We start from the raw sequence: 23,126 nt of genomic DNA on the forward strand, positions 1-23,126 counted from the left end.
GCAGATGTATGGCAAAATATTTGGTGATCGTCGAGTCACCTGCGAAAGCAAAAACAATAAAACGTTATTTAGGTCCAAATTATATGGTTAAAGCATCGATGGGACACGTGATTGACTTGCCGAAAAGTCAACTTGGTGTCGACGTCGAACATGACTTTGAACCAAAGTATATTACCATCCGTGGTAAGGGACCGGTATTAAAAGAATTGAAAACAGCGGCGAAAAAAGCCACAAAAATCTTTCTCGCGGCCGACCCCGACAGAGAAGGGGAAGCGATTGCCTGGCATTTGGCACGCGCACTCGGTGTCGACGAAACGACAGAATGTCGCGTCGTCTTTAACGAAATCACGAAAGATGCGATTAAAGAATCGTTTAAACACCCGCGTAAAATCAATCACGACCTCGTCGATGCACAACAGGCTCGTCGAATCCTAGACCGTCTCGTCGGGTACGGGATGAGCCCTTTATTATGGAAGAAAGTCAAAAAAGGATTGTCCGCAGGGCGAGTTCAATCGGTTGCTGTGAAAATGATCATCGACCGTGAACGTGAAATCAATGCGTTCGACCCGGAAGAGTATTGGACAATCAAGCTTGATTTGAATCATGATGGGGAATCATTCGAGACCTCATTTTACGGAAAAGATGGGAAGAAGATGGAATTGAAGTCTGAAGAAGACGCGCAATCCGTCCTCGATACCATCGATGATACGTTTAAAGTCATTGATGTGACGAAGAAAGAACGAAAGCGGAACGCTTCGTTACCGTTCACAACTAGTTCGTTACAACAGGATGCGGCACGTAAATTAAATTTCCGTGCGAAGAAGACGATGATGCTCGCCCAACAATTATATGAAGGAATCGACCTTGGTAAGAAAGAAGGAACGGTCGGTCTGATCACGTATATGCGTACGGACTCGACACGGATTTCAGATTTGGCGAAGGCAGAGGCGAAAGACTACATCGAATCAACGTTCGGTGAAGAGTATGTCGCTTTGCAAAAACAAAAGGAAAAGAAAGCGGCCAATGCACAAGATGCGCACGAAGCGATTCGTCCGACATCTGCACTCCGTGACCCGGCTTCTTTAAAACCTTACCTGTCTCGCGACCAGTTGCGACTTTATAAATTGATTTGGGAGCGGTTGATTGCGAGCCAAATGGCGCCAGCCGTGCTCGACACCGTCAAAATCGATGTTGAATCGAACGGGATGATTTTCCGTGCGAACGGTTCGACAGTCAAATTCCCTGGTTTCATGAAAGTATATATCGAGTCGAAAGATGATGACATCGAAGATACGAATCAAGAGAAGGAGGGGCTCTTGCCACCTCTAGAAGTAGATGACACAGTGAGCTTTGAAGCAATCGAACCGAAACAACATTTCACTCAACCGCCACCACGTTATACGGAAGCGCGACTCGTTCGAGCAATGGAAGAACTCGGGATTGGTCGTCCATCGACGTACGCACCGACCCTCGACACGATTCAGCGTCGTGGTTACGTCGTCTTGGAGGAGAAGAAGTTCTTACCGACTGAACTCGGGGAACTTGTCATTGAGATGATTGATGAATATTTCAACGACTTTATCACAGTCCAGTTTACAGCCGACATGGAGACTCTACTTGACTCGATTGAGCATAAAGAAGTGGAGTGGACAGAAGTCGTTGCCCCGATTTATCGTTCTTTCGAGAAACGCTTGAAGCGAGCCGAAGAAGAAATCGAGAAAATCGAAGTGAAAGATGAACCTGCCGGAATCGACTGTGAAGTTTGTGGTTCACCGATGGTCATCAAAATGGGACGATACGGCAAGTTCATGGCATGTTCGAACTTCCCGAACTGTACGAATACGAAACCGGTCCAAGTGGAGATCGGTGTCCCGTGTCCGAACTGTAAAGACGGACAAATCGTTGAACGCCGTAGTAAAAAAGGTCGTCTCTTCTATGGATGCTCAAACTATCCTGAATGTGAGTTCGTGTCATGGGACAAGCCGGTTGCGAAACCGTGTCCAGTGTGCGACAGTTTAATGGTCGAGAAGAAAATTAAAGACGGCGTGAAATATCAATGTACGAACTGTACCCATACCGAGGTACATCAGCAAGAGGAGGATTAATGTTGCAACAACGTGTAACTGTAATCGGGGCCGGATTGGCCGGCTCCGAAGCGGCTTGGCAACTCGCTAAGCGCGGCATTCAAGTCGATTTGTATGAAATGAGACCAGTCCGTCAAACACCTGCGCACCACACGGACCAATTCGCCGAGCTTGTTTGTTCAAACTCGCTCCGTGCGAACGGTCTTCAAAATGCTGTAGGTGTATTGAAAGAAGAAATGCGTACGCTTGATTCACTCATCTTGAAAGCGGCGGATACGGCAAGTGTCCCTGCTGGTGGCGCTCTTGCAGTTGACCGTCATGAGTTTGCAGGTTTCATCACTGAGAAACTAAAAAACCATGAGAACGTTACGGTCCATACTGAAGAATTAAAAGAAATTCCTGAAGGGATCGTCATCGTGGCGACTGGACCACTGACATCTCCTGACCTATCAGCCTCACTCAAAGCGTTCACTGGAGAAGATTATCTCTACTTCTATGACGCTGCGGCACCGATCTTAGATGGCGATACGATTGATCGTGACAAAGTGTATTTAAAATCGCGTTACGACAAAGGTGAAGCCGCTTACTTGAACTGTCCGATGACAGAGGAGGAATTCGACGTCTTTTATGAAGAGTTGATCAAAGCAGAGGTCGTTCCGCTTAAAGAGTTTGAAAAAGAGATTTACTTCGAAGGGTGCATGCCGTTTGAAGTCATGGCCGAACGTGGGAAGAAGACGCTTCTATTCGGACCGATGAAGCCGGTCGGTTTAGAAGATCCGAAGACAGGAAAACGTCCATACGCTGTCGTACAACTCCGTCAGGACAACTCAGCAGGGACGCTTTATAACCTCGTCGGATTCCAAACACATTTGAAGTGGGGAGAACAAAAGCGAATCATCCGTCTCATTCCTGGACTTGAGAATGCGGATATCGTCCGTTACGGTGTCATGCACCGTAACACGTTCATCAACTCACCGAGCTTACTCAAACCGACCTATCAGGCACGTACACGCGACACACTCTTTTTTGCGGGTCAAATGACAGGTGTCGAAGGGTATGTAGAGTCTGCGGCATCTGGCTTATTGGCCGGAATCAATGCGGCGAAGATGATTGCAGGTGAAGAACTTGTCGTCTTACCGCGTGAGACGATGCTCGGTTCGATGGCGCATTACATTACAACGGCAGACGGGAAGCACTTCCAGCCAATGAATGCGAACTTCGGATTAGTTCCATCGCTTGAGGATGCTCCGAAAAAGATGAAAAAGCAAGAACGGTATGAGCGTTACGCAAACCGTGCGCTAGAGACGATTCAACAATATAAAGATCTTTGAACAGGAGAGCCAATTTTTGGCTCTTTTGTTTTGAAGTAAAATTTCAATTGTGTAATTTGTTTCATACTTTGAAAATTTTCAGATTATTGAACGACTATCTATTGTCACCATACATTCTGTATGCTATGCTAATTTCGATTTGACGAGAACATGCGTTTTTACGTGTCATCGAGGAGGCGATAAAATGGGATTCTTAGAGGATCGACAATCATTTTTACGCTACTGCCAAATTGAACGTCGACTGTCTCCTCATACGAAACGCTCCTACGAGCAAACGCTCGACCAGTACGCCGCATATTGCCAATCGACGCATCAAGATCCCTACGATGCACAGACGGCGCGGCGTTATTTATATGTCCTTTATGAGAAACAGTTGGCGACCTCGACCGTGTCCCAAAAAGTATCTTGCTTCAAGCAATTCGGTAAGTATATGGCAAGAGAACACGGGGGAGAACCACTGTTTCATGATTTGACCTCACCGAAGAAAAGACAGTCTTTACCGACCTTTGCTGTCCCGTCAGAAGTTGAGCAACTGTTAGAGGTCGCATCGAGACAAGACGACGCCTTCTTAAGGGCGAGAGATGTCGCAATTATTGAAGTGTTATATGGGACTGGCATTCGAGTCGCAGAACTATGTGGAATGAACCTCTCCTCGTATGATGAGGTCCTGTCTTTTGTTCACGTAATGGGAAAAGGAAAGAAAGAACGGTACGTACCGATCGGACAATATGCCGTGAATGCCTTACGACAATACATTGACATTCGTAAAGACATCGGTCTCCCAACAGAAAACGCATTATTTTTGAGTCAAAAAGGGAATCGAATGACAACAGACCAAATTCGATATGTCATGAAACGGTTAAGAAAAGACAGTGGGGTACATAAGCCACTTACCCCGCACTCATTGAGACATAGCTTTGCGACGGACCTGTTGGAGCGAGGTGCGGATTTACGTGCTGTCCAAGAGTTGCTCGGGCATGAGTCCTTGTCTACGACCGGTCGGTACACTCACGTATCAACGGAACGACTCCGTTCAATCTACCAAGCGACACATCCAAGAAAGTAGGAGGTTACGATATGTTTCATGCAACAACGATTTTTGCAGTTCAACACAATGGTCAAAGTGCGATGAGTGGAGATGGCCAAGTCACATTCGGGAATGCCGTCATCATGAAAAATAAAGCGAAAAAAGTAAGACGTCTATATGGCGGAAAAGTCGTTGCCGGCTTTGCGGGAAGCGTAGCCGATGCGTTCACATTGTTTGAGAAGTTCGAATCGAAACTTGAAATGTATAACGGTAACTTACCGCGTGCAGCGGTCGAGCTCGCCAAAGAGTGGCGTGGCGATAAAATGTTGCGACAACTCGAAGCCTTATTAATTGTCATGGATGCAGAACACCTTTTACTCGTTTCTGGGAACGGAGAAGTCATTGAACCGGATGATGGCATCCTTGCAATCGGGTCAGGCGGGAACTACGCCCTTGCAGCAGGTCGTGCGCTCGTTCGTCATTCAGCTGAAAAATCTGCTGAAGAAATCGCGCGAGCCGCTCTTGAGATTGCAGGAGAACTTTGTGTGTATACAAATGATCAAGTCATTGTCGAAACGATCGGAGGCGCTGCTGAATGAATCGAGAATTGACACCTAGACAAATTGTATCGGAATTAGATCGGTTCGTAATCGGTCAAAAAGATGCCAAACGGGCTGTGTCGATTGCATTACGAAATCGATATCGTCGTCAAAAATTGGATGCGGATCTTCGTGATGAAGTGACACCTAAAAATATTTTAATGATTGGTCCAACGGGAGTCGGGAAAACAGAAATCGCTCGTCGTTTGGCCAAACTTGTCGGGGCACCGTTCGTTAAAGTGGAGGCCACAAAGTTCACGGAAGTCGGTTATGTCGGTCGTGATGTTGAATCGATGGTACGCGACCTCGTTGAAGCCTCGGTACGTCTCGTCAAAGAAGAGAAAAAAGAAGATGTGAAAGAACCTGCCGAGCGCGCGGCGACAGAGCGATTGTTAGACGCCCTCCAAGGGAAGGCGAAAGCGACACCGAGTGCATCGAATCCGTTTGAGGCGCTGTTCGGTGGACAGACGCAACAACAGGAATCTACAACAGATACGTCAAAAAATGACCGAGCGCAGCTACGTCGTTTGCTCGAACTCGGCGAATTAGAAGACCGAATCATTGAAGTAGAGTTGGAAGAGAAGCAAACGATGGATTTATTCCAGGGTCAAGGCATGGAAGGGCTATCAAATCTTCAAGACATGCTCGGCCAAATCGTCCCGAAGAAACGCAAACAGCGTAAACTAACTGTACGTGAAGCGAGACCACTTCTGATTGCGGAAGAAGCAGAAAATCTGTTGGACTTGAATGAAGTCCATGATGAAGCGGTGAAGCGGAGTGAGCAGATGGGCATCATCTTCGTCGATGAAATCGACAAAATTGCGACAAAGTCCCAAGATCACGCCGGTGTTTCCCGTGAAGGGGTGCAACGCGACATTTTACCAATTGTAGAAGGGTCAACGGTCGTGACGAAGTACGGGCCCGTTAAAACGGATCACGTGCTCTTTATCGCAGCGGGTGCGTTTCATATGGCCAAGCCGTCTGATTTGATTCCGGAGTTACAAGGGCGCTTCCCGATTCGTGTCGAATTGAACAGTTTGACCGAAGAAGACTTCGTCAAGATTTTGACGGAACCGTCTCAGGCACTTATCAAGCAGTATACAGCACTCTTGGAGTCTGAAGAGATCACGGTACGCTTTACGCATGAGGCCATTGAAGAAATCGCGAAGATTGCGACACATGTGAATCGGGAAACCGATGACATCGGTGCCCGTCGTCTCTATACGATTATGGAGCGGGTATTAGAAGATCTGTCGTTTGAAGCGGCGGATATGCCACAAACCACTGTGGAAATCACACCAGCTTATGTTCAGGAAAAAGTCGGATCGATTGCAGATGATCGCGACTTGAGTCAATACATTTTATAAGAATCTGTATGCACATACAGGGAGGAACAAGACATTATGAATTTACTAGACAAAACACGTCAATTGAACACGATGCTTCAACAAGAGGCGAGTGCGCATGTTGACTTTAAAGAAATGGCGGACAAAATGCGCGAAGTGCTGGAGTCCAATACGTTTATCGTGAGTCGTCGCGGGAGACTTCTCGGCTTTGCGATTAAACAACAGATTGAGAATGACCGAATGAAAGCATTCTTAGTAGACCGACAGTTCCCAGAGCCATATGCATCGAACTTGTTCAATGTGAAAGAAACGACAGCGAACATCGACATCGATAGTGAATATACGGCATTCCCTGTCGAGAACCATGACCTATTCCTTAATTCGAAGACGACGATCGTTCCAATCATCGGTGGAGGAGAGCGTCTAGGAACACTCGTCCTCGGTCGTTTGGCAAATGAATTCACGGAAGACGACCTCGTGCTTGCTGAATATAGCGCGACTGTCGTTGGTATGGAAATTCTTCGTGAGAAGGCCGCAGAGGCAGAGACGTCAGCACGTAAGAAGGCTGTCGTCCAGATGGCAATCAACTCGCTATCGTACTCTGAACTTGAAGCGATTGAGCATATCTTCGAGGAACTCGGAGGAAACGAAGGTCTTCTAGTTGCTTCCAAAATTGCCGATAGAGTGGGAATCACTCGGTCAGTAATCGTCAACGCACTTCGTAAATTAGAAAGTGCGGGCGTTATTGAGTCACGTTCTTTAGGAATGAAAGGAACGTATATCAAGATATTAAATGACAACTTCTTGTTTGAATTACAAAAACTGAAATCAAACTGAAATACAACTTTCGATGTGTGATTTCCATTGAAAACACTTTAAATAGGGACTTTATCCCTAAAAAACCGCTTTCCTAATCAGGGAGGCGGTTTTTTTTAGTACAAAAGTAATTATTTTCTGTTTTTAACGTTAATTCGACAAAAAGATGTTAACCCATTTACCTATGTTTTAAAAAATATCTTTCAAGACTGTTACAGATTTGTTTCAATGAAATAGTAGAATTTCCAAATCAGGTATATTCAGTAGTCATTATATGAAAGCGAGTGAACGCCATGAATTGGATTGGTAGTGACTATCAATTACTCAAGCAAGCCGTCAATCATGCAGTCCTCAATCAGAAAGTCATTAGTCATAATCTTTCGAACATTGATACGCCTAACTTTAAAGCGAAACAGGCAGTGTTTGAACAAACGCTCCAAAGTGAGATGCGCCTGAAGCTTCAAGGTGGACGTCCGAGCGATTCGACAGAATCTAAAGTCGTTGATCGTGCAGGTGGGGCGATGAGAAGTGACGGCAACAATGTCGACTTGGATTATGAGATGAGTGAACTGGCGCGAAACCAACTCCAGTATGAAGCGATGATGGAACAATTGAATCGCAGGCTCGGAGGATTAAAATCAGTGATTCGAGGAGGTCGTTAATCGATGGGTATGTTTGATAGTTTTCATATCTCAGCATCGGCATTAACCTCTCAACGTTTACGGATGGATACCGTATCCGCAAACATTGCGAACGCTCAGACGACACGAGGGAAGCTCGTGGATGGGGAGTGGCAACCGTATACGAGAAAGATGACCGTGTTACAGGAAGCACCTTTCCGAAAGCAAATGAACGCCATCAATGGCGGGGTACAAGTATCACAAATTATTGAAGATAATGCCCCTTATAAGTTGGCCTATAACCCGAGTCATCCTGATGCGGACGAGCGGGGTTATGTTCAGATGCCAAACGTCGACCTCTTAAAAGAAATGGTCGACCTGATGGGTGCGACACGCTCTTACGAAGCAAACATCGCAGCGATGAACGCGTCAAAGGCGATGCTCGTCAAAGCGATGGAAATTGGTAAAGGATAAGGAGTGATGAAGGATGCAAATTAACCCGATTCAATTGATGAGCCCAGAAGTCACGCCATCAATCAACAAATCAACCCCATCTCAATTCGGGTCATATTTGAATGAAGCGATGAACGCTCTGAATGAAACACAACAAGCGACAAGTCAGGCCCGTAAAGATTTGGCCATCGGGAAGGCTGACCTTCATCAAGTGATGATTCAAAGCGAAGAGTCGTCGATTGCGATGCAACTTGCCATCGAGGTGAGGAACAAGGCTGTTGAGGCCTATCAAGAAATGATGCGAATGCAAGTTTAATTGTAGAGGATGACAAGTTGCGATGAATGAACAATTAAAAGAACGATTCAAAACCATGACTGACTCCATAAAGGCGATGCCTGCAAAGCGAAAACTCGTATGGGGCATCTCGATTGCGGTCATACTAATCGCGGCCATTGTGCTCACGTTCTTGCTTTCAAGACCGAATATGGCACCTCTCTACACAAACTTGTCTGCTCAAGAAGCAGGTGAAGTGACGGAGAAGCTAACAGCGGACGGAGTGCAGTCGGAAATTAAGGCGACTTCGAACGGAGTAAGCGTGTATGTCCCGAATGAAATGGTCGATCAGTTGAAAGTGAGTCTGGCCGCAGCTGGAATTCCTAAATCTGGGTCGATTGACTACAGTTTCTTCAGTGAAAATGCTGGTTTCGGTACAACAGACCGTGAGATGGCTGTTATCGAACGAAGTGCGATGCAGACGGAGCTCGAGCGTCTTATCACACAAATCGAAGGAATCAATCAAGCGAAAGTCATCATCTCACTTCCTGAGAAATCTGTCTTCTTGGCAGAAGATCAAGGTGAGCCGACCGCATCTATCGTCTTGAACATAGGAGCGGGAACAAATTTAGATCCGAATACGGTAAAAGGTCTCTATCATTTGATTAGTAAAAGTGTCCCGAACTTGAAACCGGAAAACATTTCAATCATGGACCAATACTTTACGTATTATGACCTTGATCAAACCGTTGTTGCTGGAGGTTCTTCATCAGATCCATTGGCGCTCAAGAAACAAGTCGAAAAAGACGTCCGTCAACAAATCCAGCAGATGCTCGCAGTGTTGCTTGGTGAACGGAACGTACTCGTCTCCGTCACGGCTGATATTGATACGACACAGACGGCGGAAGAGCAAAATCTTGTCACGCCAGTTGATGAAGAGAATATGGAAGGGATCGTGACATCGGCCGAGCGAATCGCTGAAGCATATACGGGTGGAACCGGAACAGCGACAGAAGCGACGGGAACTGGCGAGAATGACACAATCAACTTCCCTGCAGCGACCGGCGATAGTACGGAAGAAAGTGAAAAGAATCATGAAATCATTAATTATGAAGTCAACCGTATTACCAAACAAATTCAAAACGCACCGTATACGATTCGTGACCTTGGCGTTCAACTCATCGTTGAACCACCAGATGGCGCGACAACAATCGATCCACAGCTAGAAGGTGACTTGGAGACGATGATGTACTCAATCATCCGAACATCGCTAGCGAAAACGGATGAAGCTATAACGGATGCTGAACTTGAACAGAAAGTCGTCGTTGTATCAAGACCGTTCGCTGAAGTGGAAGAGGTTGCGGCAACAGAGCAATCGACACCGTGGTGGATGTATGCGGCAGCAGCCGGAGCGGTTGTTCTTCTCGCCCTTGTCTTCTTCGCGATGCGTCGTCGCAAACAGGAAGTGGTGGAAGAAACGAACGAATGGGAAGTTCCGTATGAAGATGAAGTACCTGACCTAGACCTCGAAGAACGAGGTGAAGGGGCAGTGAAGAAGAAACAGCTCGAAAAATTAGCTGAAAGTAATCCAGAAGAGTTTGCTAAACTGCTTCGTACTTGGATGTCTGAGGAGTGAGTAACGTGAACTATGCAAAACAATCGAATCGCGAAAAAGCAGCGATGCTCATGATTTCCCTGGGACCGGAAGTGGCAGCGAACGTCTATAAACATCTTTCAGAAGAAGAGATGGAACAACTGACGCTTCAAATTTCAGCGTTGAAAAAAGTGTCCCCGGAAGAAAAAGATAGCATTCTCGGTGAATTTCATGAACTCGCTATGGCGCAAAGTTATATCACTCAAGGTGGAATCGGTTTTGCGAAGACCGTTCTTGAAAAAGCGGTTGGAGAAGATAAGGCGATGGCATTGATTCATCGCCTCACCTCTACGCTTCAAGTAAGACCGTTCGAGTTTGCTCGTAAAGCAGATCCGAAACAATTATTGAACTTTATACAAAATGAACACCCTCAAACGATTGCATTAATCTTAGCGCATTTGGAACCGGTCAAGTCGGGGCAAATCCTATCGGAACTTCCACCTGAAATTCAATCGGAAGTCGCGAAACGGATTGCCACGATGGATCGACTCAATCCAGATGTGATTCACGAAGTGGAACAAATCCTTGAAAAGAACCTGTCGCAGACAGATATGCAGGATTATGCGCAGTCTGGTGGAATCGAGGCGGTGGTCGAAGTATTGAACGGTGTCGACCGGACGACGGAACGCACCATCCTCGATGCACTCGAGATCGAAGATCCAGAACTTGCAGAAGAAATCAAAAAACGGATGTTCGTCTTCGAGGATATCGTCACACTCGATTCTCGTGCGATCCAACGAATCATTCGCGAAGTCGCGAACGACGACTTATTGCTTGCACTCAAAGTGTCATCAGAAGAAGTCAAACAAATCATCTTCAAAAACATGTCCCAACGGATGGTCGAAACATTCAAAGAGGATATGGAATTCATGGGACCTGTGCGATTGCGTGACGTCGAAGAAGCACAGAGTCGAATCGTCGGAATCATTCGTCGCCTAGAAGATGTCGGTGAGATTGTAATCAGTCGAGGTGGAGGAGATGACATCGTTGTCTAATGTGATTAAACGTCAACGTGCAACGTCAAATGTACCCCAACGAATTGAATCTATGCGGCTAGAAGCCCCTGTTCTTGAAACGTCTGAAGGAATTGATCATCATGCTGTCATTCAATCGCAATACGAAAAGCTGAAACAAGAAGAAGAAGCGTTTCAGCAATTCCAGTTGACAGAACTTGAACAATTAGAGCGTTTCAAACAAGAAGCATTCGAAGCAGCTCACGCTGAAGGATATCAAGAAGGTCTTCTTCAAGGGAGACAGGACGGATTGAACGAGTTTGATGACATCTTGACCCGTTTGAACTCAGTGTCCACCGAATTAGAACTTTTGTTTGAAGAGAAGTGGAGACGAGCGGAGCAACAACTCATTGAGTTGGCAGTCTCAGTCAGCGCCCATGTGACGACGGAGCTTGTTCGAAAAGACGAAGAATTATTTGCGACAATGATTCGAGAGCAAATGACTCAGATGATTGATGCCGGAGCACTCACAATCTTTGTTCATCCAACTCGTCTCGCATCGATCCAACGATTTGAATCAATGTGGAAGACGGATGAAACCCTACCTCTGAAATATCGTGGAGATGGTTCCTTAGATGAAACAGCAGTGCGAATTGAATCACCACATCGTGGCAATGAAGTCGATTTATCGTACAGCTACGAACGAATCCAAGCCAAAATCGAGGAGGTTTTAGCGGATGGCGCTTATTGAGAAGGTCATTGAATCGATCAATCAGTCTTCAGATGGCGAATTTACTCGTAAAATCGGTCGAGTCTGCCGAGTCGTCGGCTTAATGATTGAATCCAATGGACCGAGCGCGTTCGTCGGAGAGCGATGTTTGATTGTCCTACCTTCGAATGAAACGGTTGAAGCAGAAGTAGTGGGCTTCAATGAAGAACGCGTACTGCTGATGCCATACGGTGAAACCACACAGATTGCGCCGGGATGTCTCGTGAAAGGAACTGGCAAGATGCTTCAAGTTCCTGTAGGCGAAGAACTGATCGGTCAAGTGCTCGATGGGTTAGGGCGACCGTTGTCTGGCGAACGGCTTGTGACCGGAAAACGTTACGATGTACAACGCAAACCACCAAACCCATTGAATCGACCGAGGATTTTGGATGCGCTCTCGACAGGCGTCCGGATGATTGATGGTCTACTGACTGTAGGGAAAGGTCAACGGGTCGGATTGTTCGCCGGGTCCGGGGTCGGGAAGTCGACCTTACTTGGAATGATCGCCAAACGTTCTTCGGCTGATATAAACGTCATCGCATTGATTGGAGAACGTGGTCGCGAAGTAAAAGAGTTCATCGAAAAAGAGCTCGGACCAGAAGGCATGGCTCGTTCAGTCGTGATTGTAGCGACGAGCGACCAACCTCCACTCGTTCGCTTGAAGGGAGCCTATACGGCAACCGCGATTGCCGAATATTTCCGAGATCAAGGGAAAGAAGTGGTCCTGATGATGGATTCGGTCACACGATTTGCGATGGCACAGCGTGAAATTGGCCTCGCGACTGGCGAACCGCCGACATCAAAAGGATACACGCCATCCGTATTCGCCATGTTACCTCAACTATTAGAGCGAAGCGGAACGGCAGCTACAGGTTCAATTACTGCATTTTATACGGTACTCGTCGATGGAGATGATATGAACGAACCGATTGCCGATGCCGTGCGTGGGATTTTAGACGGACACTTCGTCATGGACCGGGCGCTCGCAAACCGCGGGCAGTTTCCCGCCATCCATGTGCTGAAATCGATCAGTCGAGTCATGAACCAGATTGCATCGCCGTCACATAGGGAAGCGGCTCAAACGTTTCGTAGTTGGCTCGCGACGTATATCGATGCAGAAGATTTGATTAATATCGGAGCGTATAAAAAGGGCACCAACCCTTCAATTGATACCGCCGTTGAGAAATATCCGTACTTGCTGACGTTTTTAAAGCAATCGATTGAAGAAGACGCCGCATTCGAACAGACGATGACCCACTTGTCACACATCGCGCGAGGTGAATCATGAACAGACTTATATTAGAACGAATCATGCCGATTGCAGAACATGAGAAAGAGGATGCTGCCATTGAAGTGAGAGGTTTTAAGGCAAAACTCGAAACGGAAATGGAAAAACTATATGAACTGCTCCTCATGTATGAGGCGTTGATCAAACATCAGGACGAACAGTCCGGAAACATCGACCTTCTCATGTCGCAGTATCGAGAAAAGACGCGAGAGCAAGTGAAACGTCAAATCGAAACACAACAGCTCGTCGTTCAGCAAGCACGCAATCGCTATCATGCATCGCAGGAACGATTGCTTGGCAAAGTAGTAGAAGAAAAGAAATACGTCACGCTACACGAAAAAGTCAGTATGCATGAGACGACAGTAGCAAAACTTACGGAGCAACAGATGATGGATGAACTTGCAGTGATTCATCATGGGAAAGGGAAGTAGCATGGCAAAAGAGAACAATAAACGAGGCAAGCAAATGATTGTGGCGTTAGTCCTCATTCCGGCAATCTTCATCTTAGTCGGTGGAATCGTCGTCATGAACTATGCGATGGATCGCCCCCTCTTGTCTGTTCCATTTTTAGAAACGAGCGATGACCAATCGGAAGTGACAAAAACGACTGAAACGAAAGTCAACGTAACGGGAATCGATTCGGACACAGCGAACCGATTGAAGGCCGCGAATAGCGAGATTGAAAAGCTTCGTAATGAAAATGTTGAACTGACGAATGAAGTAAAAGCGAGACAGAGCGAGATCACGGATTTGATTCGTGAACGAGACCGACTCGTCGCTGAACTTGAAGCCGCGACTAAAGAGGAAGCGACGTCATCTGATGTGGCGAGTGTATACGAAGAAATGTCGGCCAAGCAGGCGGCAGCCATCATGGGAGAACTCGAAAGTCCACAAGTGGCTGAACTGTTGAAGGAGCTATCGCCTAAACAACAAGCGGACATATTAGGTCGAATGAATGCACAACAGGCTGCGGTTGTGACGCAGCTTCTCCAATGAATAGGAAAAAGGAGGGCCAACATTGAATATCGCTTTATTGACACAAGCCATTCAAGGGTCGATGGCTCGCACCGGAATGGCGGAAGGCGAATCACAGGGGGCGGGCGGTTTTTTAAACCTCTTATCTGCGATGCTCGCGCCGATGCAAAGTTCAGGGGAGCAGGTAGGGCTTCCTCAGCTTGAAGAAGGTGTGCTTCCTGAAGAACCAGTCGACTTAGAAAAAGTGGCACAAGAACTCGAAACGTGGTTTCAAAAACCTGATACGTTGAAGTGGCTCAAATCACTTCCGCAAGATGCGTATCGGACATTTATGGACGCATATGTAGGGTTACTCGGACAACTGTCTAATCCGTCGCCTGAAACAGAAATCTCGTCTTCGGTTTTACCGATGATCACTCAGACTGCGACTACGCCGAAAGTCCATATTACGAAGCAAACAGAGGGGAATGCTCAGACGACCAACATTTCACTCACTCAGCCCGTTCCAAACCAAGAACTTGCCAAACATGTTCAAACGATGCAACGGATCATCACGCAATATAAAGGACCAGTCGAAGGCACATTGAAAGATGTTCCCGTCTTGCCGAATGTTGAAACGGTGGAAGTCGCAAAACCTGCACGTCAACCGAACAATGTGGAATGGATGCCGAAAGGAATGAGCTGGTCGAAACCTCAAATCGATGTCGATACCGTCATGTATGCCTCAAAAGGATCTCTACCTGAAAACTTGCAGGCTCGGATTGAGGCAGCACTTCAAAAAGCACCGTTCAAAAGTGGGGCAGACGGTTCTAAAGTATTCACCGTCAGACTCTACCCGGAACAACTCGGGGAACTCGTCGTCAAGCTAGAGCGGAAGAATGGAGAACTAGTAGTCAAAATGTTCGCTAGCAATCAAGAGGCGAAGCAATTGATTCAGTCACAAGTCCAACAGTTGCAACAAACGTTGACACCGCACTCGCAAAACGTTCGGGTCGAGGTCAACTTGACACAGCAAGCGCTCGAGACAAAGTCAGCGATGTCAGACGGTTCTGAGCAACCGGAACAAGAGCAACCACAAGAACAGCCTAAAGGAGGGTCTGAAGATGACGAGCATCCAACCGAAGACGAATGATTACACATTGCCAGACCAGTCGCTCCCAAAAGCGACGAACCAATACGATAAAGACATGTTCATGAAGTTACTGCTCGCTCAAATCGCGAACCAGGATCCGATGTCGCCGATGGAAGACCGCGAGTTCATTGCACAGATGGCGCAGTTCTCTTCTCTCGAACAAATGCAAACCATCTCGAAACAACTCGATTCTGTTCTCGTCGACCGTCACATGTCGTCGATTTCTGAATACAGTAGCATGATTGGGAAAACAATCGACTTCACATCTGAATCAAGTGAAGAGACGACGAAAGGCTCAGGTCGGGTCGTATCCATTTCACGAAACGACTTAACAGGGTATATGGCCGATCTTGAAGACGGCACATCCGTCAGCGTGTACGATATCACATCCATCAAATAATCATAGGAGGAATGCATTATGTTAAGAGCAATGTACTCAGGAATCAGTGGATTGAAGAACTTCCAATCGAAGCTAGACGTCGTCGGGAACAACATCGCCAACGTCAACACGTTCGGTTATAAAAAAGGTCGCGTCACGTTCAAAGACCTCGTCAGTCAACAAGTTGGTAGTGCGTCGGGTGGTAACGGAACGACTGCAGGTGGAATCAACCCGAAAGAAATTGGACTAGGTGGTACGATGGCAACTGTCGATAACGTCTATAACCAGGGTGCTATGCAAAACACCGGCCGTGCTCTTGATGTCGGGATTTCAGGCGAGGGCTTTTATGTTACTCGTACAGAAAACGGCTTCCAATATACTCGTGCTGGTAACTTCTACACAGATAATGATGGAAACCTTGTCACAGGAGACGGAACGTTCTTACTTGCATCTCGTACTGCGACGACACCTCCATTGACACCACCAGCAACGACTCCACCACTCAATGCTGTTGAAACTCCGATCACACCGTACGACCCAACTGTAACTCCAGGTCCTACACCTGCATATGGTCGTATTCAGATTCCAGCAACTGCTAAGGCTATTTCTGTCGCAAAAGACGGGAAAGTTAGCTTTGTAGATGACGCAGGTAAGCTACAAGTGGCAGGTTATATTGTCACAGCGAATTTTGCCAACAACGCAGGTCTTTCAAAAACTGGTGCAAACAATTTTTCTGAATCACAGAACTCAGGTATTCCACAGATTGGGATTCCAGGAGCTGATGGTAGAGGGTCACTCGTCTCAGGTGCACTTGAAATGTCAAACGTTGACCTTTCGGAAGAGTTCACAGAAATGATCGTGGCACAGCGTGGATTCCAGGCGAACACACGAATTATCACAACATCGGACGAGATTCTTCAAGAACTCGTTAACCTGAAACGCTGATGATTCGCGTCACGGCATTTCGCGGTGAGGAGTTCGTGCTCAACGCTTTGCTCATCGAAACGGTGAAGGCAGAGCCCGACACGATCATCCAATTGTTTAATGGCAAAACGTATCTTGTAAAAGAATCAAAAGATCAAATCATTGAACGAACTGAAGCCTTTTATCGCTCAATCGGTTTAGTTGGAACGATGTTCACAAGAGGTGAAGAAGATGAGTGAAGAAGAAAAGAAAAAAGGTGGCGGCCTGAAGGTCGTGATCATCCTGCTTGTCGTCCTTCTCGTCATGGGCGGTGCCGGATTCATGACTTACAAATATGTCTTTGGGGATAACGTCACTGCTAAAACGAAACCGGTCACGGCCGAAGAGTTGGCGGAACGCAGTTTTATGACTGATGACATGACGACGAACATTCAAGACGAGCGTTTCATCAACGTGCAATTTACGATTGTCACGGATTCTGCAGACACGAGAGAAAATTTAGAGCTTCGTAAGTTTCAAGTGCACAACGTCATTCTCGGTGACCTGTCCGGGATGACGAAAGCACAGTTGGCAACAAAAGAAGATATGCAAAAATTCGAACAAACATTACGAGAACAACTTAACGGACTGCTTGAAGAAGGTGAAGTCCAACGCGTCTATATGACGAAGAAAATTATTCAGTGAGGTGGCATCATGGGAGAAGTACTGTCTCAACAAGAAATTGATGCCTTACTATCTGCTTTAAGCAGTGGGGATGTCGAAGCGGACTCCTTTCTCGCACAAGAGGAAGAGAAGAAAGTTCGGCAATACGACTTCAAACGAGCCGTTCGATTTTCAAAAGATCAAATTCGTAGTTTAACTCGGATTCACGAGCATTTTACGCGCATGCTCACGACATTTTTCTCGGCTCAACTTCGCACGTATGTTCAGTTTTCGGTCAACTCGGTCGAACAATTACCTTACGATGAATTCATTCATTCCATCCCGAGTATGACGATGATCAACTTGATTGAGGCGCCACCGTTAAATGGGCGATTCATCATCGAGGTCAATCCGAACATCTCATATGCAATGTTAGACCGATTACTTGGTGGTCCCGGTGTCGAGATGGATAAAATCGAATCGTTTACCGAAATCGAAATGCGGATTTTGACGCAATTGTATAAGCGAGCCTTCTCCTCTTATGGAGATGCTTGGGAATCGATTGCGGAGATTAAAGCAGAGATGTCGGCTGTTGAAGTGAACCCGCAGTTCCTGCAACTCGTCTCACCAAACGAGACGGTCGTTCTGATTTCAATCGGTGTGACGATTGGCGAAGTGAGCGGGACAATCAATGTCTGTCTTCCATTCGTAACAATCGAACCGGTATTATCCAAACTATCGAGTCACTACTGGATGCAGGAAGCGAATCGCCGGAATGCGAGTCAGTCGAGTAAGGAACCGCTTAAAGCGCAGTTGATGAATTCGACGGTCGAAGTCGTGTCCTTGTTAGGGGAAACGACCATCACGTTTGGAGATTTGTTGCATCTCGAAGTCGGAGATTGTTTGGCACTCGATCAATTGGCAAAAGAACCTCTGTCCGTCATGGTAGGGGAAAATAAAGTATTTAAAGGGCAAGTCGGTGTGAGCGGGAAGCGAATGGCGGTTCAAGTGCTTCACCGTGTGAAGGAGGAAGAGCAATGAGTGAGATGCTGTCACAAGATGAAATTGATGCGTTATTACGTGGGACAAACGACAATACGCCGACGCCAGAAGTCGAAAACAAAGAAGAACATTTAGATTCGATGGAGAGCGATGCACTCGGGGAAATTGGAAATATTTCATTCGGGAACTCGGCAACGGCGTTGTCGACATTACTACAACAGAAAGTTGAAATCACGACCCCAGTTGTCAGTGAAGTAAGAATCGAATCATTACGCGAACGTTATCCGACGCCTCACGTGGCGCTACGAGTTGGCTATACAGAAGGAATCAAAGGAGAGAACGTTCTCGTCTTGACTCGTGGAGATGCGGCCATCATCTCTGACCTGATGTTAGGTGGGACCGGAGAGAATGTCGATCCGGAGAGCCTTGATGAGATCCGTTTATCAGCCGTCCAAGAGGCGATGAACCAGATGATGGGGGCAGCCGCAACGTCTCTATCGACGGTATTTTCCAAAAAGATTGACATCTCTCCGCCGCTTGTCGAAGTGTTCGATGCAACGAAGAATCAAACCATCATCGATCGCCTTGAACTATGGGAGACGATGGTACTTATCGAATTCAATCTCAAGGTAGGCACGTTGATTGATTCAACAATCGTACAGATTGCCCCGATTCAATTTGGGAAGCAGTTAGTCGATGAGTTGATGAAGGCGACTGGGGAGGTCCAAGCGGCATCGGAACCGGTGAAACCGCAGCAAAAAGCAGAAGCGCCAAAGCCGCAACCACAAGCCCAACAACAGGCACAACAACAAGCCCAACCGGTCCCGCAACCGGACAAGCAAAAGTCGATGCCGGAAGTAGCAGTGAGCCAGGTAGAATTCATGCCGCTCCAGTCACCTGCATCACAAGAGGTAGCCCCAGCGAATCTCGGTTTGTTGTATGATGTCCCGTTGAACGTGACAGTAGAGTTAGGCAGAACGAAAAAATCCGTTCGCGAAGTACTTGAGTTATCACAAGGCTCCATCATCGAACTCGACAAACTAGCGGGTGAACCGGTAGACATTTATGTCAATCAACAGCGAATCGCTAGAGGAGAAGTCGTTGTCATTGAAGAAAACTTTGGGGTACGTGTAACAGAAATTATTCAACCGCATGAGCGGATCGGAATCGTTTAAGGAGGAATATAGAATGAGTGCAAAAGTATTAGTAGTAGATGACGCAGCGTTCATGCGCATGATGATCAAGGACATTTTGACAAAGAACGGATATGACGTGGTAGGAGAGGCAGAAAACGGAGCAGACGCAGTCGCGAAGTACCGTGAACTCACGCCGGATCTCGTTACACTTGATATCACGATGCCTGAAATGGATGGACTCGCAGCACTTAAAGAAATTCGTAGCTTCGACTCGAATGCGAAAATCATTATGTGTTCAGCGATGGGACAACAAGCGATGGTCATCGATGCCATTCAAGCTGGCGCAAAAGATTTCATCGTAAAGCCGTTCAATGCAGAGCGCGTCATTGAAGCAGTTTCTAAAACGGTCGCACAATGAAGAAATGGTGGTTGATTATTCTTCTCGTGGTCGGACTTTATGTTCCGACCACGGTTGAGGCCGCCACCGTAGACCAGCAATTCGAGCAACAACAGACAGATGAACAGGAAAGTAACGTTCCAACGACAGCGTCAACGATTGGCAATGGCGTGAAAGTTGTGTTAAGTCTCGTCGTCGTGGTCGGCGGTTTTATTGTCTTGATGCGGTGGCTCGGTTCCAAAACACAAGGCGTGAAAGCGACTCAACATATGAAACATCTCGGGGGCGTTCCGCTCGGTAAAGATCGATCCGTTCAACTCGTGAAACTAGGAGACCAAGTCTATGTTCTAGGCGTAGGGGATTCCATTCAACTTATTGACCGACTCGATGCGGAAACGGTGGATGAAGAACAAACAGAATCTTTATCACTCCGAACAACAAATTCGAACGCATTTTTAGATACCTTTAAGAAACAACTCGCTCAGCTAGAAGAAGTGAGGAAGAAGTCATGACAACGTTTGAGCAATTAATTAATTTAGAGACGCCAGACAGTACGTCGACATCAATCAAACTCTTGATTTTGTTGACTTTGCTGACGCTCGCACCGTCCTTTTTAATCTTGATGACTTGCTTTACCCGGGTCGTGGTCGTCCTGTCCTTTATTCGACCGGCGCTCGGTACACAGCAAACGCCGCCGAACCAGTTGATAGTCGGATTGGCGCTATTTATCACATTATTCGTCATGTCACCTGTTCTCTCTGATTTAAATCAGAATGCACTGAAACCGTATCTTGATGACAAAATCTCACAAGATGAGGCGTTCGATGAGGCGAGTGGAACGATGAAGGAATTCATGTCGAAATATACAAGACAAGAAGATTTACAGCTGTTTTTAAAATATGGGAATTACGAACAACCTGAAACACTTGATGACGTGCCACTTCTCGCTTTAGTCCCGGCATATGCAATCAGCGAGTTGAAGACCGCTTTTCAAATTGGTTTCATGATTTTCTTACCGTTTTTGATCATTGATATGGTCGTCGCGAGTGTCCTCATGTCAATGGGGATGATGATGCTACCACCAGTCATGATTGCTCTCCCATTCAAGTTGTTGCTGTTTGTATTGGTTGATGGTTGGCATTTAATTGTGGAATCACTGCTTAGAAGTATGTAGGGGGAACGGACATGACACAAGAAATGGTCATTTATTTGGCAACAGAGAGTGTGTGGACCTTATTAAAAATTTCAATGCCACTATTACTCATCTCACTGGTTGTCGGTCTCGTGATCTCGATTTTGCAGGCCACGACTCAAATTCAAGAACAAACACTATCCTTTGTTCCGAAAATCATTTCGGTGTTTATCGGTCTTGTCATCTTTGGACCATGGATGCTTCAACAAATCGAGGGATTCACGCGTTTGATTTTTGAGCTGATGGTTGAGGTTGCCTCGAAATGAATGCGGTCGATTTTATTAGTATGTACGGATTGACCTTTGCGCGACTCTCAGGTTTTTTTGTCAGCGTTCCGTTGTTCTCGACAAAACAATTGCCAGTGATGCATCGCGTAGGATTCAGTGCATTTTTAGCATACTATGCCATGTTCACGATTACAGAGCCGATTCAGATGACGAATGGATTTGTACTTCAAGTCGTGTATGAGGTCATGATCGGATTGCTACTCGGTCTATTGATCAATATTTTATTCTTTGCTCCTCAAATTGCCGGTGGGGTTATCGATTTGCAGCTCGGATTAGCGATGGCATCCGCATATGATCCAATGTTCGGGGGCCAGTCCCCTTTAATTGGTCGATTCTATTATATTTTTACGTTATTCATTTTATTGACGAGTAATTTACATCTTTTGCTGATTGACGGGATTTATTATAGCTTTCAAATCTATCCACCCGGTCAACCGATGATTAATTTTACGGAAGCCTCTCTCATGATGGCCGTAAAAGTCGTCACGATGACGATGATGGTCGCATTGCAATTGGCATTACCAATGATGGCGTCTTTACTGCTTGTCGATTTAGCACTTGGTTTTCTAGCGAAATCAGCACCGCAGTTCAATATTTTTGCCATCGGATTTTCATTTAAACTCGTTGCCGGATTCGCTGTCATGGTCTTGTTGATGGGATTGACATTGACCGGAATCAGTCAGTTTATTCCGTTGTTACAGGAAGTGATGCATGACTTTATGCTCATACTAGGAGACGCCTCATGAAGAAGCCTCTATATCCTTTATCGGTCAATCTACAGTTTTTTGCAGGTGAAAAAACAGAAAAAGCCACGCCACGTAAACGAGAAGATTCACGAAAAAAAGGACAGGTCGCCAAATCTGCTGACTTGACTGGAGCGTTCGCACTTTTTGCGATGTTTCTCATGTTATCTTTTTTCGGTCCTGTGATTGGGCAACAATTGTTGTCATTAATCGGTGATTTACTCAGTCCAGAGTATTTGTTGTTTAACGTGACGGGCGGCATGTCGGATATGGTCGTTGATTTGATGTTGCGTGTGGGCTTGATTTTAGCACCATTCTTTATCGTTGCCGTTGTATTTGGGATTCTTATCAATTATTTACAAGTCGGCACGTTATTTTCATTAGAAGCTATCCAGCCGAAGCTCGAGCGGATTGACCCGATCAAAGGGGTCAAGCGTATCGTCAGCATGAAAGCGGTCGTCGAATTTTTAAAGTCCTTATTCAAATTGTTAATTATCCTGACAACCGCAGTCGCTGTCCTTTGGCAAAATCAAAAAGAGTTGTCACGCATGGCCGTCGAACAGATTCGCGAATCGATTGTCGCGCTTGCCAGTATTACGATTCAACTTGGATTGTGGGTAAGCGTCGCCTTGCTCGCACTCGCGCTGCTTGACTTTTTCTATCAACGATTTGACTTCGAAAAGTCGATTCGGATGTCAAAGCAAGATATTAAAGATGAGTATAAAAATACAGAAGGTGACCCGCTCATCAAATCTAAAATTAAACAACAACAGCGAGAAATGGCGATGCGGCGTATGATGCAAGAGATTCCAAATGCCGATGTCGTTATCACTAACCCGACCCATTACGCGGTCGTCATTCGATATGATGACACGAAAGATTTTGCGCCACTTGTCGTTGCCAAAGGGGTCGACCGGGTCGCCTTTCATATTCGAGACGTCGCGAAAGAACATGATGTGGCAATCGTTGAAAACAAGCCACTCGCGAGAGCGCTCTATGCGCAAATCGATATCGGTGAAGTGGTAGACGAATCGTTTTATCAAGCAATCGCAGAAGTCCTTGCATTCGTCTATCAAATGAAACAACCGTCTTGAGGAGGAGTA

The 23,126-nt window shown here is 46.3% G+C and carries 28 protein-coding genes; all 28 read left to right on the forward strand.

What is annotated here, in order from left to right; genetic code table 11:
• Nucleotides 1–8 precede the first annotated feature (8 nt).
• The 28 genes from topA (at nt 9) to flhB (ending at nt 23,117) form a co-directional block, all read left to right on the forward strand.
• The gene (gene topA / locus KNO90_RS09410) at nt 9–2,105 is read left to right on the forward strand and encodes a type I DNA topoisomerase (RefSeq protein ID WP_214740075.1); all 2,097 of its coding nucleotides are present in this window, start codon (nt 9–11) and stop codon (nt 2,103–2,105) included.
• Nucleotides 2,105–3,415 (forward strand): FADH(2)-oxidizing methylenetetrahydrofolate--tRNA-(uracil(54)-C(5))-methyltransferase TrmFO, encoded by a 1,311-nt coding sequence (gene trmFO / locus KNO90_RS09415; protein ID WP_214740077.1) that lies wholly within the window; start codon nt 2,105–2,107, stop codon nt 3,413–3,415. The genes topA and trmFO overlap by 1 nt, the downstream gene beginning before the upstream one ends.
• A 184-nt stretch (nt 3,416–3,599) precedes the next feature.
• Nucleotides 3,600–4,481 (forward strand): tyrosine-type recombinase/integrase, encoded by an 882-nt coding sequence (locus tag KNO90_RS09420; RefSeq protein WP_214740079.1) that lies wholly within the window; start codon nt 3,600–3,602, stop codon nt 4,479–4,481.
• Between the two features lie 11 nt (nt 4,482–4,492).
• Complete coding sequence (gene hslV / locus KNO90_RS09425) at nt 4,493–5,041, forward strand: ATP-dependent protease subunit HslV (RefSeq protein ID WP_214740081.1); 549 nt, start codon at nt 4,493–4,495, stop codon at nt 5,039–5,041.
• Nucleotides 5,038–6,408 (forward strand): ATP-dependent protease ATPase subunit HslU, encoded by a 1,371-nt coding sequence (gene hslU, locus KNO90_RS09430; RefSeq protein ID WP_214740083.1) that lies wholly within the window; start codon nt 5,038–5,040, stop codon nt 6,406–6,408. Before hslV ends, hslU begins: the two co-directional genes overlap by 4 nt.
• A 36-nt stretch (nt 6,409–6,444) precedes the next feature.
• Nucleotides 6,445–7,224: a GTP-sensing pleiotropic transcriptional regulator CodY gene (codY, locus tag KNO90_RS09435; protein WP_214691812.1), complete on the forward strand. Its 780-nt coding sequence runs from the start codon at nt 6,445–6,447 to the stop codon at nt 7,222–7,224.
• A gap of 272 nt (nt 7,225–7,496) precedes the next feature.
• Nucleotides 7,497–7,865 (forward strand): flagellar basal body rod protein FlgB, encoded by a 369-nt coding sequence (gene flgB / locus KNO90_RS09440; RefSeq protein WP_214740091.1) that lies wholly within the window; start codon nt 7,497–7,499, stop codon nt 7,863–7,865.
• A gap of 3 nt (nt 7,866–7,868) precedes the next feature.
• Nucleotides 7,869–8,297, forward strand: a complete 429-nt coding sequence (gene flgC / locus KNO90_RS09445) for a flagellar basal body rod protein FlgC (RefSeq protein WP_215113488.1) — start codon at nt 7,869–7,871, stop codon at nt 8,295–8,297.
• 13 nt (nt 8,298–8,310) lie between these two features.
• Nucleotides 8,311–8,592 (forward strand): flagellar hook-basal body complex protein FliE, encoded by a 282-nt coding sequence (fliE, locus tag KNO90_RS09450; protein WP_214740095.1) that lies wholly within the window; start codon nt 8,311–8,313, stop codon nt 8,590–8,592.
• Nucleotides 8,593–8,614: 22 nt separating this feature from the next.
• Complete coding sequence (fliF, locus tag KNO90_RS09455; RefSeq protein WP_214740097.1) at nt 8,615–10,186, forward strand: flagellar basal-body MS-ring/collar protein FliF; 1,572 nt, start codon at nt 8,615–8,617, stop codon at nt 10,184–10,186.
• Between the two features lie 5 nt (nt 10,187–10,191).
• Nucleotides 10,192–11,199, forward strand: a complete 1,008-nt coding sequence (gene fliG / locus KNO90_RS09460) for a flagellar motor switch protein FliG (RefSeq protein WP_026826250.1) — start codon at nt 10,192–10,194, stop codon at nt 11,197–11,199.
• The gene (locus KNO90_RS09465) at nt 11,183–11,908 is read left to right on the forward strand and encodes a FliH/SctL family protein (RefSeq protein ID WP_214740099.1); all 726 of its coding nucleotides are present in this window, start codon (nt 11,183–11,185) and stop codon (nt 11,906–11,908) included. Before fliG ends, KNO90_RS09465 begins: the two co-directional genes overlap by 17 nt.
• A complete protein-coding gene (gene fliI, locus KNO90_RS09470; RefSeq protein WP_215113489.1) occupies nt 11,895–13,214 on the forward strand; it encodes a flagellar protein export ATPase FliI in 1,320 nt (439 codons plus the stop codon). Before KNO90_RS09465 ends, fliI begins: the two co-directional genes overlap by 14 nt.
• Entirely contained in the window at nt 13,211–13,645 is a 435-nt protein-coding gene (locus tag KNO90_RS09475; RefSeq protein ID WP_215113490.1) for a flagellar FliJ family protein, read from the forward strand. The genes fliI and KNO90_RS09475 overlap by 4 nt, the downstream gene beginning before the upstream one ends.
• Nucleotide 13,646: 1 nt before the next feature.
• Nucleotides 13,647–14,210, forward strand: coding sequence for a MotE family protein (locus KNO90_RS09480; protein WP_214740104.1), 564 nt, complete (start codon nt 13,647–13,649; stop codon nt 14,208–14,210).
• Between the two features lie 22 nt (nt 14,211–14,232).
• Complete coding sequence (locus KNO90_RS09485; RefSeq protein ID WP_215113491.1) at nt 14,233–15,321, forward strand: flagellar hook-length control protein FliK; 1,089 nt, start codon at nt 14,233–14,235, stop codon at nt 15,319–15,321.
• Nucleotides 15,293–15,721 carry a flagellar hook capping FlgD N-terminal domain-containing protein gene (locus KNO90_RS09490; protein WP_214740108.1) on the forward strand — a complete coding sequence of 143 codons (429 nt, stop codon included), beginning with the start codon at nt 15,293–15,295 and terminating at the stop codon, nt 15,719–15,721. The genes KNO90_RS09485 and KNO90_RS09490 overlap by 29 nt, the downstream gene beginning before the upstream one ends.
• Nucleotides 15,722–15,739: 18 nt before the next feature.
• The gene (gene flgG, locus KNO90_RS09495; RefSeq protein WP_214740110.1) at nt 15,740–16,645 is read left to right on the forward strand and encodes a flagellar basal body rod protein FlgG; all 906 of its coding nucleotides are present in this window, start codon (nt 15,740–15,742) and stop codon (nt 16,643–16,645) included.
• Nucleotides 16,645–16,863: a flagellar FlbD family protein gene (locus KNO90_RS09500; protein ID WP_214740112.1), complete on the forward strand. Its 219-nt coding sequence runs from the start codon at nt 16,645–16,647 to the stop codon at nt 16,861–16,863. Before flgG ends, KNO90_RS09500 begins: the two co-directional genes overlap by 1 nt.
• Nucleotides 16,856–17,308 carry a flagellar basal body-associated FliL family protein gene (locus tag KNO90_RS09505; protein ID WP_214740114.1) on the forward strand — a complete coding sequence of 151 codons (453 nt, stop codon included), beginning with the start codon at nt 16,856–16,858 and terminating at the stop codon, nt 17,306–17,308. The genes KNO90_RS09500 and KNO90_RS09505 overlap by 8 nt, the downstream gene beginning before the upstream one ends.
• A gap of 9 nt (nt 17,309–17,317) precedes the next feature.
• A complete protein-coding gene (gene fliM / locus KNO90_RS09510; protein ID WP_214740116.1) occupies nt 17,318–18,307 on the forward strand; it encodes a flagellar motor switch protein FliM in 990 nt (329 codons plus the stop codon).
• On the forward strand, nt 18,304–19,443 hold the full coding sequence (fliY, locus tag KNO90_RS09515) for a flagellar motor switch phosphatase FliY (protein WP_214740118.1): 1,140 nt from the start codon (nt 18,304–18,306) through the stop codon (nt 19,441–19,443). The genes fliM and fliY overlap by 4 nt, the downstream gene beginning before the upstream one ends.
• A gap of 13 nt (nt 19,444–19,456) precedes the next feature.
• Entirely contained in the window at nt 19,457–19,822 is a 366-nt protein-coding gene (locus KNO90_RS09520; protein WP_015881400.1) for a response regulator, read from the forward strand.
• A complete protein-coding gene (locus KNO90_RS09525) occupies nt 19,819–20,313 on the forward strand; it encodes a flagellar biosynthetic protein FliO (protein WP_214740120.1) in 495 nt (164 codons plus the stop codon). The genes KNO90_RS09520 and KNO90_RS09525 overlap by 4 nt, the downstream gene beginning before the upstream one ends.
• Nucleotides 20,310–20,975: a flagellar type III secretion system pore protein FliP gene (gene fliP / locus KNO90_RS09530; protein ID WP_214740126.1), complete on the forward strand. Its 666-nt coding sequence runs from the start codon at nt 20,310–20,312 to the stop codon at nt 20,973–20,975. The genes KNO90_RS09525 and fliP overlap by 4 nt, the downstream gene beginning before the upstream one ends.
• Before the next feature lie 11 nt (nt 20,976–20,986).
• Nucleotides 20,987–21,259, forward strand: a complete 273-nt coding sequence (gene fliQ / locus KNO90_RS09535; RefSeq protein ID WP_214740127.1) for a flagellar biosynthesis protein FliQ — start codon at nt 20,987–20,989, stop codon at nt 21,257–21,259.
• On the forward strand, nt 21,256–22,026 hold the full coding sequence (fliR, locus tag KNO90_RS09540) for a flagellar biosynthetic protein FliR (RefSeq protein WP_214740128.1): 771 nt from the start codon (nt 21,256–21,258) through the stop codon (nt 22,024–22,026). Before fliQ ends, fliR begins: the two co-directional genes overlap by 4 nt.
• Nucleotides 22,023–23,117, forward strand: a complete 1,095-nt coding sequence (gene flhB / locus KNO90_RS09545) for a flagellar biosynthesis protein FlhB (RefSeq protein WP_214740129.1) — start codon at nt 22,023–22,025, stop codon at nt 23,115–23,117. Before fliR ends, flhB begins: the two co-directional genes overlap by 4 nt.
• Nucleotides 23,118–23,126 lie beyond the last annotated feature (9 nt).

Origin of the sequence: Exiguobacterium sp. s63, from assembly GCF_018617335.1 — a bacterium.
GTDB lineage: Bacteria > Bacillota > Bacilli > Exiguobacteriales > Exiguobacteriaceae > Exiguobacterium.

What these genes read in the sequence shown, in the direction of transcription:
- flgB (WP_214740091.1), top strand. Translation starts at nt 7,497, where the DNA reads ATGAATTGGATTGGTAGTGACTATCAATTACTCAAGCAAGCCGTCAAT.
- fliQ (WP_214740127.1), top strand. Translation starts at nt 20,987, where the DNA reads ATGACACAAGAAATGGTCATTTATTTGGCAACAGAGAGTGTGTGGACC.
- fliY (WP_214740118.1), top strand. Translation starts at nt 18,304, where the DNA reads ATGAGTGAGATGCTGTCACAAGATGAAATTGATGCGTTATTACGTGGG.
- trmFO (WP_214740077.1), top strand. Translation starts at nt 2,105, where the DNA reads ATGTTGCAACAACGTGTAACTGTAATCGGGGCCGGATTGGCCGGCTCC.
- fliI (WP_215113489.1), top strand. Translation starts at nt 11,895, where the DNA reads ATGGCGCTTATTGAGAAGGTCATTGAATCGATCAATCAGTCTTCAGAT.
- hslU (WP_214740083.1), top strand. Translation starts at nt 5,038, where the DNA reads ATGAATCGAGAATTGACACCTAGACAAATTGTATCGGAATTAGATCGG.
- KNO90_RS09490 (WP_214740108.1), top strand. Translation starts at nt 15,293, where the DNA reads ATGACGAGCATCCAACCGAAGACGAATGATTACACATTGCCAGACCAG.
- KNO90_RS09505 (WP_214740114.1), top strand. Translation starts at nt 16,856, where the DNA reads ATGAGTGAAGAAGAAAAGAAAAAAGGTGGCGGCCTGAAGGTCGTGATC.
- KNO90_RS09480 (WP_214740104.1), top strand. Translation starts at nt 13,647, where the DNA reads ATGGCAAAAGAGAACAATAAACGAGGCAAGCAAATGATTGTGGCGTTA.
- flgG (WP_214740110.1), top strand. Translation starts at nt 15,740, where the DNA reads ATGTTAAGAGCAATGTACTCAGGAATCAGTGGATTGAAGAACTTCCAA.
- KNO90_RS09525 (WP_214740120.1), top strand. Translation starts at nt 19,819, where the DNA reads ATGAAGAAATGGTGGTTGATTATTCTTCTCGTGGTCGGACTTTATGTT.
- KNO90_RS09500 (WP_214740112.1), top strand. Translation starts at nt 16,645, where the DNA reads ATGATTCGCGTCACGGCATTTCGCGGTGAGGAGTTCGTGCTCAACGCT.
- flhB (WP_214740129.1), top strand. Translation starts at nt 22,023, where the DNA reads ATGAAGAAGCCTCTATATCCTTTATCGGTCAATCTACAGTTTTTTGCA.
- flgC (WP_215113488.1), top strand. Translation starts at nt 7,869, where the DNA reads ATGGGTATGTTTGATAGTTTTCATATCTCAGCATCGGCATTAACCTCT.
- KNO90_RS09520 (WP_015881400.1), top strand. Translation starts at nt 19,457, where the DNA reads ATGAGTGCAAAAGTATTAGTAGTAGATGACGCAGCGTTCATGCGCATG.
- KNO90_RS09420 (WP_214740079.1), top strand. Translation starts at nt 3,600, where the DNA reads ATGGGATTCTTAGAGGATCGACAATCATTTTTACGCTACTGCCAAATT.
- fliE (WP_214740095.1), top strand. Translation starts at nt 8,311, where the DNA reads ATGCAAATTAACCCGATTCAATTGATGAGCCCAGAAGTCACGCCATCA.
- topA (WP_214740075.1), top strand. Translation starts at nt 9, where the DNA reads ATGGCAAAATATTTGGTGATCGTCGAGTCACCTGCGAAAGCAAAAACA.
- fliM (WP_214740116.1), top strand. Translation starts at nt 17,318, where the DNA reads ATGGGAGAAGTACTGTCTCAACAAGAAATTGATGCCTTACTATCTGCT.
- KNO90_RS09465 (WP_214740099.1), top strand. Translation starts at nt 11,183, where the DNA reads ATGACATCGTTGTCTAATGTGATTAAACGTCAACGTGCAACGTCAAAT.
- codY (WP_214691812.1), top strand. Translation starts at nt 6,445, where the DNA reads ATGAATTTACTAGACAAAACACGTCAATTGAACACGATGCTTCAACAA.
- hslV (WP_214740081.1), top strand. Translation starts at nt 4,493, where the DNA reads ATGTTTCATGCAACAACGATTTTTGCAGTTCAACACAATGGTCAAAGT.
- fliF (WP_214740097.1), top strand. Translation starts at nt 8,615, where the DNA reads ATGAATGAACAATTAAAAGAACGATTCAAAACCATGACTGACTCCATA.
- KNO90_RS09475 (WP_215113490.1), top strand. Translation starts at nt 13,211, where the DNA reads ATGAACAGACTTATATTAGAACGAATCATGCCGATTGCAGAACATGAG.
- fliP (WP_214740126.1), top strand. Translation starts at nt 20,310, where the DNA reads ATGACAACGTTTGAGCAATTAATTAATTTAGAGACGCCAGACAGTACG.
- fliR (WP_214740128.1), top strand. Translation starts at nt 21,256, where the DNA reads ATGAATGCGGTCGATTTTATTAGTATGTACGGATTGACCTTTGCGCGA.